Consider the following 16757-nt stretch of genomic DNA (forward strand, 5'->3'; position numbering starts at 1 on the left):
GCGGTTTATTTTTGCTGTTTAGGAGCAGTTTTCGCTAAAATGCCCTTAAAACAAAGAAGCCTGCTCTCTGGAGAGCAGGCTTCTTTGTTTAGCCGTGAGGCTGGAAAACCTATTCGGCTTTCTCGTTGATATAGCTTTTCGCCAGGTCGTTCAACAGGGTGTCTGTCTTTTGCTCCTCGGCCAGGGTTTGTCTCAGAAGCTCAGCAGCCTCTTTATGACCCAAACGCTCGGCAAAGTGCGCAGCCGTTCCGTAACCGGCAATCTCATAGTGCTCAATGCGCTGGGCAGAGGCGATAAGACCGGCGTCTTTTACTTCGGGGGTAGCATCTTCCTCAATGGTTTCCTCGCCTTCCTCTACCAGGCCTTCCATGGCTTTGCACTTCATGCGGCCCGGGCTAATACCTACCAGTTCGCATACTTTTTCCAGACGGTCTTTCTGGGCTTTGGTTTCTTCTAAGTGCGTCTCAAAAGCGGATCTCAATTTTGGGTCTTCGGTCACCTTGGCCATTTTGGGTAGCGCGGCAATTAATTGTTTCTCAGCGCTATATAGGTCTTTTAATTGGTGTTCAAATAGATCTTCCAGTGTTTTTAGCTTTGCCATAGTTTTATGAATGGTATTGGTTTGTGTTTACAACGTCTATACGCGGAGGTAGGAAATGGGTTAAGGAAGAACCAAAGGCTAGGCCATTTTTTACCTGTTTTCTGAAATTCAAACCTAAAGCGGAAACTGGGTGCACCTGCCACCCAGTTGGCCCAAGACTTGGGTCCTTAAAGTTACCCATTGGTTTGCAGGGTTTTAGGTTAGATGTTGTATGGCCCAAAGGCCACGTTTTCCGGCTGTTTCTTGAAAAAGGGGGCCGAAATGAGTACCTTAGGTACCAAAGGGCAGCAAACCCCTCATCTGAAAAATTGGAACGTATCTTGTAGTCTGCCGGAGGAAATGCCCGTAAGACTAGAGCGGAATGATCCGGGGAATAGAATAAAAGCGGGCGGAAGGAGGTTATTCAACGGAAGAATCAGCCTGAAAGGAGGAGCGTATGACACACAACATTTGGAAATACCTGGGAACCCTGGGCCTGGTGGGCCTTACTTTGAACCTGTGCAGCCAACAACCACTGCAGCAGAGCGCAGCCGGACCGGATGCCCCTTTTGCCAGCGGTAGACTCATCAAGGCCCCTACCTTGCCCACGGCCATGTCGTTTGCCGGGGAACCCGTGCCTTTGGACGTGCCTGATGTGGCAGAGCGGTTAGACCGGGAACTGCTGGTGAATTCTTACCTGCAGGCCACTACCTTGCTGGGGCTGAAACGGATGCAGCGGTATATGCCGGAAATTGAGCGGCTGTTGAAAGAGAATGACATACCCGCTGATTTTGTGTACCTCTCCTTGGCTGAGAGCCTTTTCAGTCAGGTGACCTCGCCGGCCGGGGCCTCCGGGTTTTGGCAGCTCATGCCCGACACCGCCCGCGGCTACGGCTTGCAGGTGAATGGGGAGGTAGACGAACGCTTCCACGTAGAGAAATCCACCTTGGCGGCCTGCCGCTACCTCAAGTCCGCGAAAAAGAAATTCGGGTCCTGGACCAACGCCGCTGCTGCTTATAACCGGGGAGTAGGGGGCATTGACCGCGCCCTGGCGCAACAGAAGGTTAGCTCCTATTATGACCTGTACCTCACCGACGAGACCTCGCGGTACATGTTCCGCATTCTGGCGCTAAAAGAAGTGTTGGGGAATCCGCAGAAGTATGGCTTTGACCTGCCCCAGGAGCAGGGGTATGAGGCGTTGCCCACCCGCTCTTTGACGGTTACATCCTCTATTCCAGATCTTGCCCAGTTTGCCGTGGACCAGGGCACCAACTACAAAACCCTGCGCCTGTACAACCCCTGGATCAAGAACTACAAACTCACCGTGGCCCCGGGGAAACAATACGTCCTGCAACTGCCCAAATAACCCCTGGTGCAAAACGTTGGATTTAGACAGGATGATCCTTTTTCGCGCTTGAAAGCCTAGGTGCGCAGGTGCCTTTGCCTGCGGTTTGCGGAAATCACAGGCTTCCTGTATCTTAGGGAAAACTTTAAATAATTGGGGTTGAAGGAAGAGGGTTTTGACATCAGCGGAGTATGGTAGAAAATAGAATGGGGGGAGAGAGTGAACAGCGGCTGTTAGAAGCCATCAGGCTGGGGAAACAGGAAGCCTTCGGATTATTGTATGACGCCTACGCACCGGTGCTCATGGGCATGATCTCACGCATGGTACCTTCGTCTGAAGTGGCCGAAGAGGTCCTGAAGGAAACCTTCTTGGCCATTTGGTCGCGCATCCATATCTTTGACCCTTCCAAAACCCGATTCCTGACCTGGGCTTTGGCCCTTGGGCGGGGAATTGCCCTGGAAGCGCAGAAAACCGGCCTGTACGGTACCCTGTTGCACACCAATGGAACCGAAGAGCGGGCCAGGCAGGAAGAGGAGCGGCGTGCAAAAGAATTAGAAGAAGCCCGGGTAAAAGAGGCTTTCTGCCAATTGGCACCTCAGGAGAAAGCCATCATTGATTTGATCTACCTGAAAGGATATTCCTGTGCCCAGGCCGCCGAAGCCTTGGGTATCTCTGAACAACAACTGAAAAGCCACCTCAAACTGGCCTTTAAACACATAGGAGCGGAAAGAACTGCATGAACCCCATCACTGACTGCATAGAATCCGGGATTTTAGAGCTGTACGTCATGGCTGCCACCACGCCTGAGGAAACGCAGGAAGTAGAGGCATTGGCGGCCGCGCACCCTGAGATCCGCCAGGAGATTGAGTCCATCCGTCAAAGCATAGAGGCCTATGCCCTGGCCCATGCCGTGGAACCAAGAAGCACGGTGAAACCGCTCGTGCTGGCCACCATAGATTACATGGAGCGCATGAAGAACGGTGAGCCCGTCTCGTCGCCCCCAGAACTTTCGCCGGCCATCAAGGTGAAGGACTTCGCGCCCTGGTTGACCCGGCAAGACCTGCAACTGGCCCCAGAGGCCGAAGATATCTACGTAAAGATCATTGGGTATACCCCCAGCGTGACCACCGCCATTGTCTGGCTCAAAGACATGGCCGAAGAGGAAGTGCACCATGACGAGCATGAACGCTTCTTTATTTTGGAAGGCACGTGTGACATCACAGTAGAGGAGGAGGTTTATTCTTTGAAGCCCGGTGACTTCTTCGCCATCCCGCTGCATAAGAAGCATATGCTCAAGGTGACGTCTGCGGAGCCGTGCAAGTGTATTCTGCAGCGGGTAGCGGCGTAGGTTGGCATTCCATCTCTTTTCTTAAGGCTTAGCATTATTGAGCCATGCTGCTGCCGTTTTCCAAGCTAGTGTAAGGAGAAGTATCTCCACTTCTCCTTACACTTATCACCACCCTCTATTTACTTCTACGGGAACATAAACCTATATATTTTATTGTAATGATTGCCTATCTTGCTGGTAATCAATTAATAGAATACCTATAAATAGGTATTGCATTGATAATGTCTTAAGTCTAAATTGCCTTAACAATATTTTAAATTGCCTTAACAATATTTATTTATCAAACCTGAAGTTATCCATTTGATTATATTTCTGTTTTTATAAATGCCGCAAGGCTTGCTTATAAATCATGTCCTTAAAGAAGGATTTGTATTTACTGAATTATTTCATGTTAATTAATTCTATAAATTAATACAATAAAGTAGAAGGGCCAATAGCTGAAGCAGCCTTTGGTCTAAAGCTTTTATACCCGTCCAGATTGGAAAACGTCTTCCTCGTTTTTCCGGCCGTCTTGCATTGATGGAATAGGTCAAAATCAAACTCACCATAAACCTTCAAATTTATGGTAATGACTGATTTGCTGGAAAACCTCCTAGCTTGGATGTACCAGCGCATGCAATTTTTAAATAAGAAAGTAAAGTTTCAGGAGTCCTACCGGCCCCAATTGCAATCGCTATTGGAAGCCCAGCATGAACGACAGGTAGCGGAATTGAAAGTAGAAAAATTTAAAAAGGAATTGCATGTACAACGCCAAAGGCTAGGGCGGGACTTGCATGATGGATTTGGGTCTCAACTCACTCACCTTAACTCTCGGCTGGAATTGCTAGCCTACCGTAGAGTTCCAAATTCAGATCAACTTCTTCGCTTAAGTGAATTCACCCGCGAGATGAATCATACCCTCAGAGAAACCATTTGGCTTCTTGATCAGGAACAGATTACAGCAGAAGCTTTGGGAGGGCGAATGCACGGGTTATTACTCAAGGTTTGGGAAGACCGCAAATTGCCCAGTCTTAAATGGCAATTCATGGCTATTGAGGATACTTTAGAGGTCCATCCCTTGATTGCTAATCACTTGTTACGCATTGCCCAGGAAGGAACTAACAATGCCCTAAAATATGCAGGTGCATTGGAGGTATCTGTAATCTTCAAGGTTTCTCATACAGAGGCATCACTTACTATCACAGATAATGGTAAAGGTTTAGATGCTTTCTCTTCTAAAAATGGTTCTGGACTTACCAATATGCGTAAGCGTGCAGAAGAAGTACAAGGCGCGTTCACTCTAGATTCTTCTAATTCAGGTACTTGTATCAAGGTTTTACTCCCCATAAGGGCTTAAAAATACGTCATTTGCCGTATTTACAAGCTGCTTTACTCATTGTACCTTTCATCTGCAGAACAAATCATATTTCTACTTTGAATGCAAAAGATAACCGTCGGCATCGTGGAAGACAATGTTCAATTAGGGCAAGACATCCGTGATAAGCTGGCGCTTAGCGAAGAGATGGAGGTGTTGTTTGAAGTTCAGAATGGGAAAATTTTACTACAAAGATTATCCATGGGTACTATACCAAAAGTGCTTCTGATGGATATAAATATGCCTGAAGTAGATGGTATTGAAGCCACATGGAGAGTAAAAGAACTTTACCCAGTGATAAAAATAATAATACTTACAGTTATGGATGATGAGAAGAAGCTATTTGAAGCGCTACAAGCTGGAGCCACAGGATATTTACTAAAAGATGCAAAACCACACCAATTACTTAACGCTGTTGATGAGGTTTTAGAAGGTGGTTTGCCGCTTTCACCGTCATTAGCTTATCAGGTACTTGCATATTTAAAAGGAGAAAAGCATGTCCCTAAACGACCTATAGCAGCATTCGAAGTTCTAAGTAAACGAGAGAAGGAAGTCATGGAATTTTTAAAACGGGGATTGCCTATAAAGCAGATATCAGAAGAACTTTTTATTGCGAATAAAACTGTACGGAAGCACTTAGAAAATATTTATGAAAAATTACATATTCATTCATACAAAGAGCTTATAGCTAAGATAAATGGTGATGAAAGAAATTAGATGCCCAAAGTGTGTATTTAATTAAGTTTGGTGATTTAAAAGATATAAACTTTAACTAATTTATTTAAGAATGGTCACTTTTTATAAAAGATATATAAATGATTTTATAAATGATATCATTTATAAAATCAGAAAAGGATATATTAATAATTTTTTCTTTAGAGTGTAAGCTATTATTTATGTCATTTATATACAAAATATAAAGCCTTCCTATGAAAATTTTCACTAAAACTACAAGTTCACTACCAAATGCGCCGGGAGCGCCAGGACTTGTAGAAACGCAAACTTCAACTTATGATTTACCAACATCATCACTAGCTAAATTCGCTGCAATAGCAACTGCAATAGGAACAATCATTACTGCACTTGTTAGCTTTCTAAGTAGTTTGTGGAATTATCAAAATGATGATAGTTTACAGATTTTTAAAAGTAAATATTTTAATGTCTTATTGTTGGAGAGAGTTCTTGAAGACACCTCACTGGAAGAGCGGGCTAATTCTTTGAAGCTTTTGATGGCCACTGGTATACTTGAGGATCAAAAGTGTGAAATAATGAATTTGATAGAAAACAAGGATGTGCCGAGATGGACGTTGCGAAACATGAGTCCTATTGATAATATGTTAGTCCCCGCTATGTCCGGAAGCTCGAGCCTAAATTTTGGAACAACCTCCGGAACAACCTCCGGAACAACCTCCGGAACAACCTCATCAAAACTTCCAACTAAACCAGGTGGATAGGTTTTAGAATATGAATTAATTATTATTTACCATTTTTGTTTAATAAAATTTATAATACACATTATGAGCAATTTTGTGAATACAATGCATATTTTAGGACGGTTTCCTGAGCTTAGTGATAACCAACCATTATTAAATTGGTTAGGAACTTATGGAGGGGATGTTTGGCATGAAACACCTGTGTCAGATGAAGGATATATTACTGTTATAGTACAATCTAAAAGTAAGCTAAATATTTTTGCTGCTCTGTTGCAGCGCGATATAAGTCGGATTGATGAAGGTATAATAGATAATAAACTTGTACGTACAGATGATTTTGATCTTACAATTCATGGAGCGCAAGCGGTTCCATCTGGTATGGCTGCACTGATAGTAGGAGCAGAAACAGGAGCATCAAGTACTAATATTCATGCAATAAGGCCAATAGTTGATCTTAGAGTAGATAAGCCTCAAATATCTTGGGAGGTAGAAGTAATGTCAAATACTACGCTTAAAACCTTTAATATTAATTCTCAACAAGTTCTAACAAAGGTAAATGAGGTCAAATTAAAAAAAAGTGAAAGAATTGAAATTGCAAAGGAGAAAACAAAGCCTACTAGTGATTGGTTAGAAGAAAATGAATGCCACCATGTAACAACATGGAGTTCTTTAGCAAGACAAATGGCAGGTACTGCATCTACAACCGCCGACCGGGCATTTGCAATTTGGGTCAGTGTTCGCCAAAGAATGGTTTATGATGGTAATATAACTAATATTAGTGAATTTACTTGTTCTGATAATTTAACAATCAATCAAAATGGATGGCGTGGAATATGTGATGAATGGGCAGTTGTCCAAATTACTCTTTTAAGAGCTTTAGGAATTCCTGCTACATTAAAATTTTTAATATGGAATAACGGTGATGTCGGACATGCATGCCTTGAATGGAACGATAATGGCAATTGGCGCCATATGGATGCATTATGGAATGCTTTTGATGATAGGGCAATTTACAGGAAAAACGGTGCTTTAAATGTAACTGTAATGGATGGTACCTCGCCAAGAGATTCGCGTTATGGCGGCCTAGCATGGGGAGTACTTGACGTTCCAGGTGATCAAAGGTTTTATCCTTATGGAGACTTTATCATCAATCCAACTTACCCGGGAAATCAACGGCCAGGTTACAGTTACTAGTTAAGTTAATGTGCAATTTTCAACTTTATAAATTAACCTGTAGCTTCCTAAAGATTATAAGTTAATAGTGCATTTAATCAATTTGCCGAACAGTTCTTTTGATGACAATATCAACAAATGAAATTATCCGATAACGCTCTTAACGAATAGAAGTTGCGCTTCCATTTTTGTACTTAGTTGGCTACTAATTAAGCGGTATAAGTATGTGATTTTTAATATATCAGTGCAATAGGGATAATATGTTTGCTAATTGTGCATTTAGATAGTGTCCATACTGCTGCCTTAGTAATTATGTATTAAGAAAGTTTTGAGGGCATTCCTTTTTTGTAAAACAGTAAATAAAATAAAAATGAAAACCCTTTATCTGATTTTAATGATAGTTTTAGTTACTAATTTAAATTCTTTGGGACAAAGTGTGAACAAAATTTTAGAAAACGGGAAACTAATTAAGAGGCAAGAAAAGATATTTTTAGAATATAATAATGGAAAATTATTTTACGACTATGGTAAGGTTCCTGTTGATTTCAATCCTTTAACAGATTCAAGTATTTTTTTGATAGATAATACTTCTGTTAATATATGGATCAAATCATTGAATCCTCTAAAATTTAATAATAAATTTAATATAATTGAAATAGAAGATATAATTGAAAGTAATTACAATGAAGCATTCGGAAAATTAATTAAAGGATTATCAAGCCTTCTTCCTCCACCTGCAGCAGCTCCACCAGCTCCAGTAACTCCAACCCCTGAACAGCTTGCCTGTGATAATTATACAGATTATCTTATTAAAGGAGTTAAAAAAATTAATAATTTATTGGATAATAACAATAACAAAAATGTTAATTCAATTTTTAATAAATTAAGTTCATTAACATTTAATCATTCAATTAGTACTGATACATCTTTAATAAACCAAAACATAAAAACATTGATAAAGCAAAATGAAAATATAAAGTTAAGAATACAGAGTTTAAGAGACTCCATTAATATTTTCTCTTGTTCACCCTCTTTGAAGTTTCAAGAATTTACAGTGAAAACTTTAGTAACTAATATTTTATCTGAAGCTGAATTGGAAAGAATTGTACAAGAAAAGCGATTTAAAAATCTGAACAAGCTGTCATTGCTTGTAAGAACTACCATTGAAACTGCTAACAAAATAGGGGCTAGTGAACAGTTATATACCCCACTTGAACCAGTTACAGCAATTAGAGGGAAAGTTAAATATGCTGTAATTGAAATTAGTAAAGGGGGATTTAAATTAAATAATACGGATATAGAAAAAGCTGAAATCGTTCAAGCCGAAGAAACTGATAAAATTACTAGCATTCTTGTAATAAGAAAGTTCTTCCGGTTTATACCTGATGTTTCCGCAGGTGTTGCCTTTACTGATATTACCTTTCCAAAGTTTGGTACAGCAGTAGATGCAAATGGGCGCACCATTATTGCCGATGCAGGCGAAGAGAAGCTTAGGAAAGTTAATGTAAGTGCAATGATTAATTTTAATTATTTTGCGCCGGATATAAGGCCTTTATATCCTTTCGCCCAGCTAGGGCTAGGTACTAATTTTGATTATCCTACATTTTTTACTGGTGGTGGAATTAACATAGACCGGAGAATCGCTTTATCGGGCGGGTGGGCATCAACTTGGGTAAAACAGCTTAACGAATTAAAAATAGGTGACCCTGTGCCCGGGACAGCAGATTTGGAGAAAGATATAACTCAAGAGTTCAATTGGTTCAAACCTTACTTCAGTATCCAATTAAAATTTTAGTTTCAAGTTCATATTTAGTACCCATGTCAAGCAAATTATTTAGCGATTATTGAAGTACAAGGTAAAGAATGGAATAGTTTAAAGTTACTTCTGAGTTGATATTTGTATTTTTATTATTTTATAGTTTTAAACATGGGTACTGATTTAACTTAAATTATCGGAATCTTTAAAGGATTTTAAAAGTGTGTATGCTTTTTCATGATTAGAAAATGTGAATTTAGGTGAAAGATTGAAATTGTTTCAATTAAGCCTAAGAGTGTTTAATTGTAGTAGGTGCCTCTATGGCTATTAGGGTATAGATACCTGTTTCATTTAATTTTTTTATTACAATGTCCCTGTTCCGATTTAAAAAGCATATCAATCGGTATTAAAAAAATGAGATGCCAAATTCAGCTAGATGACTTGTGATTCTTAGGGTCATATGGTCTGCATTTATTAATTATTATGCACTTGCATAAAATAAGAATGATTTAGTTGAACATACTAAAAATAATATCAAAGAGTTTTAATTTTGTCTAAGTAATTGTTATTAAAATTGTAATAATAAATTATATATTAGCCTGGTTGCTCCCTCCCAGCTTACCTTTAGTTGTTAAAGGTATATTTCTAAATGTAACAATAAAAAATGTTATATTATGGATTGATGATACTTTTGTTGATACTAAAGATGGTGATTATAAAAGTAGCTTTAAAATTTCAGTAATTGAAGTATTTCCCAGACAATTAGTTTATATTGAATAGGAGGATGAAACTTATGTAAAGCATTAACAAAGAAAAAATTGTTTACAATCAATCGAATTACGTCAATATAATTTTGATTTTATCAGCATAACTTTCAATGGTTAACTATGAATAATCTATTTGCATTTATCATCATAGAAACTAGCTTTTTGTTTATTGATTATTAGTGAAAATGATGTTTCTTATAAATTATAATTAATCTTCTTTAATTTAACTATATAGATATGGAAAATGATTTTACTATGCAATTTGGTAACATCCCAGAAAGAGGCGAGACAACGGGTCGGTTTTTAGTTTCCTTTGTAGATGGAGGATCAGAGAAGAAGGACATGGACTTGTTAAAAAAAGCAAATTTTAATGTTGCTTCAACTAGTGACTTCAAAGAAACTTCAATTTCGTCAGGAAGTATTCCTGATGACAGCAATGGAATTTATTATAAAGAGTTGGGTGTAGCTTTAATTAAAACAGAGCCTTACTCAGATCAAATGACCTCTTTATTGACAAATAATCCAAATGGTGACATAATTATGGAACCTGAAAGGGTTATTTATGCTATTAAAAGTTTGGACAAAAAATATTTAGAGGGATATTACGATGCTGTTAAACAACTTTATGAAAAGGCACAGGGTAGTCAAGGTTTTCAAGAACAAATTGAAGCCTTAACTGATCAAAAATCTACTTGGGGACTATTGGCAACTAATGTACTTGCTTCTAAATATACTGGTAAAGGTGTTAAAATTGCTGTGTTAGACACAGGTTTTTATACTGGACATACAGATTTTATTGGAAGAGTAGTAGATTCTAGATCTTTCATTCCTGGCGAAGATGTTGAAGATTTAAATGGCCATGGCACTCATTGTATTGGGACTGCTTTGGGTTCTAAACGTTCTAATCTAGGATCTAGATATGGTATTGCTCATGAAGCTAATATTTTTGTGGGTAAAGTTTTATCAAATGGGGGCAGGGGGACTGATGGAAGTATTCTAGATGGCATTGAGTGGGCTGTTGAAAATAATTGTAAAATTGTTTCAATGTCTTTAGGCGCTCCATCTTTGGGACAATCTTATTCTCTGATATATGAGGATGCTGCTAGAAGGGCAAATGCGAAGGGAACCCTAATCATTGCTGCTGCTGGAAATGATAGTGCTCGTAAAAGAGGGAGAGTTATGCCAGTTTCTCATCCGGCGAGCTGTCCATCCATAATGGCAGTTGGGGCTGTTGACAGCAAGTTCAAGGTTGCAGACTTCTCTAATCATGGCCAAGTAGATATTGCAGCACCTGGAGTTGATATTTTTAGTTGCTGGAAGTCTCCAGAAAACTCTCATACTATTTCTGGTACTAGTATGGCTACTCCACATGTAGCAGGTATTGCAGCCTTGTATGCCGAAGCCAATCCCTCAGCTACTGCTTATCAACTTTGGCAAGCCCTAACTGGTAATGCTAAGAGGTTGAATCTGCCAAGCAGCGATGTTGGTGCTGGGTTGGTTCAAGCTAAATAATTTAAACTTTTTGATCAATGAGAACGTTTTAATGTGTACATTGGTAATCATAAATTCAATTTTCATTATGGGGCTTATGGATCAAGTAAAAATACAATTTATTGCTTCTATAGATGATGAGCATATGGATCAATTAAATGAGATTGTGCAGCGGTTGGAGAAAAAAGGTTTTTCCATACAGAAAGTAAGAAAGATTACCGGTACAATTTCTGGTATAGTTGATAGTATGGATAAAATCAGGGAAGCTAAAATTGAAGGGGTGAAAATTATTGACACAGAGAGAGAATACTTTACACAAGGCATATTTTAGCACTTGAATTGACAATTCATCAAGAAAGCTCAATCATTTGATACGGTTAGAGTAAATTTTTTTTGATAATATAAAAAGTAAAAAAGCCTTATTGATTATACAATAAGGCTTTTTTACTTTTAAATAACCTGTAAGTTTAAGTATATGTGTATTTTAGTAATTTGTTTTTTATACTGTAATGAGATATAATTAAATAAGGTGTTGATATTGTTTCTTTGTTACATATATGTAGCTTCCTTTTTAAGTTTATTTTTATTAATATAAGCTGTATTTTTATTCTACCTTTCAGTTGCATTAAATATAATCCTTTTTTAATGATTTGAATTTATGCTAAAATGTGAGTGACATTCCTCTCACCAAAGAATTTCATAAATTGGGCTGGAAATCTCACCTATGGTATAGAGGAAGTGCATATGCCTAAATCATTTAAGCATTATAAGCCTTTGTTAAGAAATCCTCAAAGGTTAGAGCATTAGGTTCAAGGCATTCTTCCAAATCAATAGCTGATAGTGATGAAGAATTAATTTCATTGCAGAACCGGGCCTCAGAAGTAGCATTTGATACACAAGCACTAACATTTACAGTAGAAGCAGGTTTGCGATACTGTGATCTTGCTACCATCTTGTAGGAACAAGATTATGCCGTGCCTAATATGGCTCCTTATCACATATCACTGTAGTTGGGCTTGTGCCACAGCCACCCATGGTTCAGGCACTCAAAACGGAAATTTGGCTAATTCGTTTTAGCCATTTAGTTTTTCAATGCTGCAGGTAAACCGATGACTATGTTCCGACAGAAAGTTGGAGAACAGTTCAACGGAGAAGTAGTGGCACTTTGAGGTTTGGGGGTAGTGACCAAGATTACCCTTGACCTACTGCCTTCCTTTAAAATGATGCAATTTGTACACCGGCATATACATTTGCGATCGCTGCAATATCATTTTTTTTTGGCGATCATGTGGTAAGGGTACAGCGTCAGTTTGTTCACTGATTGGAGAAACCAGAACCTAAACGAAGTCTGGATCAAAAGTATCGTAGAGGAAGGCCTTTCAGGTGAGGCAGAACCAGAGTTATTCGGGGCCAGGCTGGCAACCCAGAACATGCACCCCATTAAAAGTGAGTCGGCGGTAAATACCACGGAGCAGATGGGCGTACCCGGCCCCTGGTATGACCGATTACCCCATTTCAAGATGGGCTTCAAGCCTAGCGCCGGGAAAGAACTGCAGAGTGAATACTTTGTGCCGGTGGAACATGCTTATGAAGCAATTATCGCTTTGGAGAGCCTACAGGCCTTCATTTCCCCTTATCTGTTCATCTCTGAGATCAGAACCATCAAAGCAGATGACTTGTGGCTGAGCCCGCAATACAGGCAGACCACGGTCGCGTTCCATTTCACCTGGAAGCAGGATTCAGAAGCAGTGATGACACTTCTGCCGTTGATAGAAGAAAAACTGGAGCCATTCCATCCGCGGCCGCACTGGGGCAAATTGTTTACCATGTCGCCCAAGGTTCTGCAATATCGGTATGAGCGGCTGGAAGACTTCAAGCAGTTAATCCAGAGGTATGACCCAACCGGGAAGTTCCGGAATGACTTCCTAGCCCAGAACCTTTATTCTACCACTTAACCAAACCAGGCCAGCAGCGTTTAAAGTCCCTTTTTCAGGAAATAGGCTAGAATCGCCATAGACAAAAAGCAGGCACAAAAAAAAGCCTCTCCCAATCGGAGAGGCTTTTTTGTAATTTGTCTTTATAGCGAAAGACTAAGCGCGCTTAACGTTGATGGCGTTTAGTCCTTTTCTTCCTTCTTGAAGATCATAGACTACCTCGTCGTTTTCTCTGATTTCATCTACTAATCCAGATACGTGTACGAAGTACTCCTGATTTGAATTGTTGTCTTTGATAAAACCGAACCCTTTAGAGTCGTTGAAGAATTTTACTGTTCCTTGATTCATATTGTTGATTATTATACATCTACTACCCGTAAAGGTAGCCATAAGTTCAAAGTATCCTAGAAAAAGTAAAATTTATTTTTAAAATCGTTAAATTTTAACGGCTTAATAGGCTGTAGACGAAACTTAAGGCCCCATCCAATTTGGTCATAACGTGTTCACCAGCTACAGAATAAGACAGAGGAAACGTTGAATTTTGAAGCTGTTTTTCTCTAAATCAGACCCAAAAAGAAAATTTCAAGGGTTAACCAAATCATAGGCCTTCTGTGGAATAATATTGCCGCCAGAGGCGGGACGGCACCGTAAGATTGAGTATATTTAGTTCATACGCGTACCCAATACCAGTTCCCATGAAAACCATAGATAAACTAGCCTGGATTGAAATCCATGACGGGAGAATCCTGAGCACCCGCAGCAAAGGGCGGAGCAAGTACTACATACCGGGAGGCAAACGCGAGGAAAACGAAAATGATTTTGCCGCGCTGTCCAGAGAAATCAAAGAGGAGTTAGACGTGGACTTGGTAGAGGAGACCGTGAACTACTTTGGCACGTTCCAGGCCCAGGCCGATAGCCATCCGGAAGGGGTAGAAGTGAAGATGACCTGCTACACCGGGTCCTTCCAGGGTACTATTCAACCCGCCAATGAAATAGAAGAGGTGGTCTGGTTGGGTTACGCCGACCGCGAAAAAGTGTCTCCGGTAGACCAGATCATCTTTGACTGGCTCAAAGAAGAGAAATTGTTGTCTTGATGCTAGGCCCTCAATCTCAGGCTTTCCCATTTAGAAGGTGTTTTTAGAAAAGCAGCCTTAAAATTGATATGAAAGTTTAATCCCTTGATATTTCAAACTGCTTTGCTTTCCGGTCCATAGAGATCATTATTGCCTTACAAATAAACCCCGCTCTTATTGGCCATTAACGGCAGCAAGAGCGGGGTTTCATATTTTTGAGGTAAGAAATACTAATTCGCCTGTTCTATCTTATTTGCCCTTGTTGGTGTTCTCACCAATAAGCAGATTAGCGCCTTCCTTTGGGTTTGTTGGCTCCTGGGAACACCAAAAAAGGCGGCTTAGTTGCCCTTTGATATTCAATCCTAAACAGTCCTGTATCTTGGAAATTGAATAAAAGACATGGCTCCCAAATAATAACCCCACCTTTGTCGGCTTCAATTACCAGCAAAGGTGGGGTTTTACTTTATAAGAAATGGAAATTCGAACCTGTTTAGTACAGAACAAAAATAAACAGCCCAGCCGCCATTGTTGGTGATCCCAGGGGCCAACCATCCAGACGCAGGAGCCTTTCCGCTTGCTGGTGAAAACACGCAGCAAGGGCAAGAGTTAGTGGCGGTTTCTTTACTAAACAGGCTCTTCTAATTCGCCTGTTCAATCTTCACTTTCTTGCCTTTCAGCTTCTCTTTCTGAAGCAGCTGTACCGCTTTGGCTAATTTCTGTTTGGCTACCGCAACATAGGCAGCGTTGTCTTGCAGTTCAATGCGGCCCAGGTCATCTTTCAGCAGGTTGCCTTTTTGCAGCATCCAGCCTACAATGTCCACTTTGTTGACCTTATCCTTTTTGCCCGCGCTAATGTACACGGTCTCCCAGGGAGAGGCAGGGGGCAGGGCCAGGTTTGAAGGCAGTTTTTCAAGAGGCGGCACCTCTGACAGGTACGGTGGCTTCTCCTGAGGTTGCAGGAGCAGGTAGCTGGTCCCCTTCGCGTTCATGCGGGCGGTGCGGCCGTTGCGGTGGGTGAAGTTCTCCTGGTCGGGCACCTGGAAATGGACCACGAACTCCACTTCTGGTATGTCCAGGCCCCGCGCCGCCAGATCCGTGCTGACCAGGGTGCGGTAGGTGCCGTTCCGGAACTTCATGAGGGTGCGCTCCCGGTCGGGTTGCTCCAGGCCGCCGTGGAAAATGCCGTGGGGAAGGCCTTTGCTTCGCAGGAAGTCGCTGACCGCCTCTACTGTTTCGCGCTGGTTGCAGAACACCATGCTGGAGGCCGTGCCTACAGAACACAGCACGTCCAGCAACGCCTGCATCTTGTTGCCCTTCTGCACTTCCACCGTTTTCACCTGCAAGGCCGGAGCATTGCTGGCGTCCTTCAGGAAGTTCACGGTCACCGGGTTCTTGAGCCGGGTAAAGGAAGGCACCTGGTGCATGGCCGTGGCCGACACCAGCAGGCGCTTGTCCAGGTTCTGGAGCTGCCCTATGATGTAGGCCATGTCTTCCTGGAAACCATATTCCAGGGATTTATCAAACTCATCCAGCACCAGCGTCTTGATAGAAGAAGTGGCGAAGTTCTCTTCCCGCAGATGATAGGCAATGCGGCCCGGCGTACCGATCAACAAAGCCGGGGGATTAGCCAGGCTCCGTTTCTCCGGATTGGTAGCGTGTCCGCCGTAGAGGCTATCTACCCGTAGCCCGGTGGCCATGCTGCGGAATACCTGCTCAATCTGCATAGCCAGTTCCCGGGAAGGCGCCAAAATCAGGGCCTGCACTTCCGGTACCTCGGGCTTCAGGCGGGGCAACACCGACAGCAGGTACCCTAGGGTCTTGCCAGAACCAGTAGGTGAAAGCAGAATCACATCGCTTTTCTGGGCCGCGGCCAGGGTTTCTTCCTGCATCTGGTTCAGGGAGGTGATCTTGAGGGTATGGAGGATATTCTGAAGCATCTTGCATGGTAAATATCCTGCAAAGGTAGCTAATATTCCCGCAGGCTTTTCCGGGAAGGGGAAATAGCCGGTAATCCACCCTAAAATGGCAGATTATGTATCTGCGTTCTGGCCCAGGTACCCACGGCGGCGGCTTCTTTTGGCTTGTTTTCTTTAAAATACGCTGGAATCATCTGGCAAAGCCCGATTTAGTTCGAAGGGGGCCTGCCTGCTGGAGGAGAGGTTATTCAGAAGAAGATGAGATGCCAACCTGGGCGGGCAAAGTAATACCCCAAGACCCAGGGCAAACCAGTTCCTCAGCAGGAGAAAAATGTACCTAGGCACGCTTCAGGTAACGGAACTCAGCCTGGGAAGGGTGAGGCAGCATATAGGTTTTAGAGAGGGTTTTCAGAAAACAGGCTGGAAATAGTAATATTCACGAACCTTTCACGACTCATAAGCCAGAAGAGGACCCTCAGTTAAAGGCATTTCAGGGTAGGTTCCTACGGGAAAAGAAAACATTTGGTACCTTGGGCTGGGGAACCTTGGCAATTTGAATTCAGCGTGCGTATAGAATGGAGTAGTTT

General features: G+C 41.6%; 15 protein-coding genes. 12 read left to right on the forward strand and 3 right to left on the reverse strand.

Going from position 1 to position 16757, the window contains the following annotated elements; all coding sequences use genetic code 11:
• Positions 1 to 109 precede the first annotated feature (109 nt).
• Complete coding sequence (locus FOE74_RS15485; protein ID WP_149099530.1) at positions 110 to 601, reverse strand: YciE/YciF ferroxidase family protein; 492 nt, start codon at positions 599 to 601, stop codon at positions 110 to 112.
• 436 nt (positions 602 to 1037) lie between these two features.
• On the opposite strand from FOE74_RS15485, the gene FOE74_RS15490 reads away from it, so the two are divergent.
• The 11 genes from FOE74_RS15490 (at position 1038) to FOE74_RS21485 (ending at position 13202) form a co-directional block, all read left to right on the forward strand.
• Positions 1038 to 1946, forward strand: a complete 909-nt coding sequence (locus FOE74_RS15490; protein WP_149099531.1) for a lytic transglycosylase domain-containing protein — start codon at positions 1038 to 1040, stop codon at positions 1944 to 1946.
• 170 nt (positions 1947 to 2116) lie between these two features.
• Positions 2117 to 2665: an RNA polymerase sigma factor gene (locus FOE74_RS15495; protein WP_149099532.1), complete on the forward strand. Its 549-nt coding sequence runs from the start codon at positions 2117 to 2119 to the stop codon at positions 2663 to 2665.
• Complete coding sequence (locus tag FOE74_RS15500; protein WP_149099533.1) at positions 2662 to 3273, forward strand: cupin domain-containing protein; 612 nt, start codon at positions 2662 to 2664, stop codon at positions 3271 to 3273. Before FOE74_RS15495 ends, FOE74_RS15500 begins: the two co-directional genes overlap by 4 nt.
• Positions 3274 to 3835: 562 nt before the next feature.
• Positions 3836 to 4609 carry a sensor histidine kinase gene (locus FOE74_RS15505; protein WP_149099534.1) on the forward strand — a complete coding sequence of 258 codons (774 nt, stop codon included), beginning with the start codon at positions 3836 to 3838 and terminating at the stop codon, positions 4607 to 4609.
• A 105-nt stretch (positions 4610 to 4714) separates the two neighbouring features.
• Positions 4715 to 5344 (forward strand): response regulator, encoded by a 630-nt coding sequence (locus tag FOE74_RS15510; protein ID WP_262713749.1) that lies wholly within the window; start codon positions 4715 to 4717, stop codon positions 5342 to 5344.
• A gap of 212 nt (positions 5345 to 5556) precedes the next feature.
• The gene (locus FOE74_RS15515) at positions 5557 to 6081 is read left to right on the forward strand and encodes a hypothetical protein (protein WP_149099536.1); all 525 of its coding nucleotides are present in this window, start codon (positions 5557 to 5559) and stop codon (positions 6079 to 6081) included.
• 63 nt (positions 6082 to 6144) lie between these two features.
• Positions 6145 to 7254, forward strand: coding sequence for a transglutaminase-like domain-containing protein (locus FOE74_RS15520; RefSeq protein ID WP_149099537.1), 1110 nt, complete (start codon positions 6145 to 6147; stop codon positions 7252 to 7254).
• Positions 7255 to 7603: 349 nt separating this feature from the next.
• Positions 7604 to 9028 carry a hypothetical protein gene (locus tag FOE74_RS15525; protein WP_149099538.1) on the forward strand — a complete coding sequence of 475 codons (1425 nt, stop codon included), beginning with the start codon at positions 7604 to 7606 and terminating at the stop codon, positions 9026 to 9028.
• A 965-nt stretch (positions 9029 to 9993) separates the two neighbouring features.
• Positions 9994 to 11268, forward strand: a complete 1275-nt coding sequence (locus FOE74_RS15530) for a S8 family peptidase (RefSeq protein WP_225840841.1) — start codon at positions 9994 to 9996, stop codon at positions 11266 to 11268.
• 76 nt (positions 11269 to 11344) lie between these two features.
• Positions 11345 to 11578 carry a hypothetical protein gene (locus tag FOE74_RS15535; RefSeq protein WP_149099539.1) on the forward strand — a complete coding sequence of 78 codons (234 nt, stop codon included), beginning with the start codon at positions 11345 to 11347 and terminating at the stop codon, positions 11576 to 11578.
• 1099 nt (positions 11579 to 12677) lie between these two features.
• The gene (locus tag FOE74_RS21485; RefSeq protein ID WP_225840842.1) at positions 12678 to 13202 is read left to right on the forward strand and encodes a D-arabinono-1,4-lactone oxidase; all 525 of its coding nucleotides are present in this window, start codon (positions 12678 to 12680) and stop codon (positions 13200 to 13202) included.
• A gap of 135 nt (positions 13203 to 13337) precedes the next feature.
• Here FOE74_RS21485 and FOE74_RS15545 read toward each other — a convergent pair whose 3' ends face one another.
• Positions 13338 to 13529 (reverse strand): cold-shock protein, encoded by a 192-nt coding sequence (locus FOE74_RS15545; protein WP_062542011.1) that lies wholly within the window; start codon positions 13527 to 13529, stop codon positions 13338 to 13340.
• 347 nt (positions 13530 to 13876) lie between these two features.
• Between FOE74_RS15545 and FOE74_RS15550 the strand changes: the two genes are divergently transcribed.
• Complete coding sequence (locus tag FOE74_RS15550) at positions 13877 to 14275, forward strand: NUDIX hydrolase (protein WP_149099540.1); 399 nt, start codon at positions 13877 to 13879, stop codon at positions 14273 to 14275.
• Between the two features lie 617 nt (positions 14276 to 14892).
• On the opposite strand, the gene FOE74_RS15555 is transcribed toward FOE74_RS15550, so the two are convergent.
• Entirely contained in the window at positions 14893 to 16191 is a 1299-nt protein-coding gene (locus FOE74_RS15555; protein WP_149099541.1) for a DEAD/DEAH box helicase, read from the reverse strand.
• Positions 16192 to 16757: the final 566 nt, after the last annotated feature.

It is taken from the genome of Rufibacter glacialis (assembly GCF_008271745.1).
Taxonomy (GTDB): domain Bacteria; phylum Bacteroidota; class Bacteroidia; order Cytophagales; family Hymenobacteraceae; genus Nibribacter; species Nibribacter glacialis.

Excerpts from the sequence above, each read along its gene's own strand:
- FOE74_RS15535 (WP_149099539.1), top strand. The coding sequence starts at position 11,345 with ATGGATCAAGTAAAAATACAATTTATTGCTTCTATAGATGATGAGCAT.
- FOE74_RS15490 (WP_149099531.1), top strand. The coding sequence starts at position 1,038 with ATGACACACAACATTTGGAAATACCTGGGAACCCTGGGCCTGGTGGGC.
- FOE74_RS15550 (WP_149099540.1), top strand. The coding sequence starts at position 13,877 with ATGAAAACCATAGATAAACTAGCCTGGATTGAAATCCATGACGGGAGA.
- FOE74_RS15545 (WP_062542011.1), bottom strand. The coding sequence starts at position 13,529 with ATGAATCAAGGAACAGTAAAATTCTTCAACGACTCTAAAGGGTTCGGT.
- FOE74_RS15515 (WP_149099536.1), top strand. The coding sequence starts at position 5,557 with ATGAAAATTTTCACTAAAACTACAAGTTCACTACCAAATGCGCCGGGA.
- FOE74_RS15555 (WP_149099541.1), bottom strand. The coding sequence starts at position 16,191 with ATGCTTCAGAATATCCTCCATACCCTCAAGATCACCTCCCTGAACCAG.
- FOE74_RS15505 (WP_149099534.1), top strand. The coding sequence starts at position 3,836 with ATGGTAATGACTGATTTGCTGGAAAACCTCCTAGCTTGGATGTACCAG.
- FOE74_RS15495 (WP_149099532.1), top strand. The coding sequence starts at position 2,117 with ATGGTAGAAAATAGAATGGGGGGAGAGAGTGAACAGCGGCTGTTAGAA.
- FOE74_RS15500 (WP_149099533.1), top strand. The coding sequence starts at position 2,662 with ATGAACCCCATCACTGACTGCATAGAATCCGGGATTTTAGAGCTGTAC.
- FOE74_RS15525 (WP_149099538.1), top strand. The coding sequence starts at position 7,604 with ATGAAAACCCTTTATCTGATTTTAATGATAGTTTTAGTTACTAATTTA.
- FOE74_RS15485 (WP_149099530.1), bottom strand. The coding sequence starts at position 601 with ATGGCAAAGCTAAAAACACTGGAAGATCTATTTGAACACCAATTAAAA.
- FOE74_RS15520 (WP_149099537.1), top strand. The coding sequence starts at position 6,145 with ATGAGCAATTTTGTGAATACAATGCATATTTTAGGACGGTTTCCTGAG.
- FOE74_RS15530 (WP_225840841.1), top strand. The coding sequence starts at position 9,994 with ATGGAAAATGATTTTACTATGCAATTTGGTAACATCCCAGAAAGAGGC.
- FOE74_RS21485 (WP_225840842.1), top strand. The coding sequence starts at position 12,678 with ATGCACCCCATTAAAAGTGAGTCGGCGGTAAATACCACGGAGCAGATG.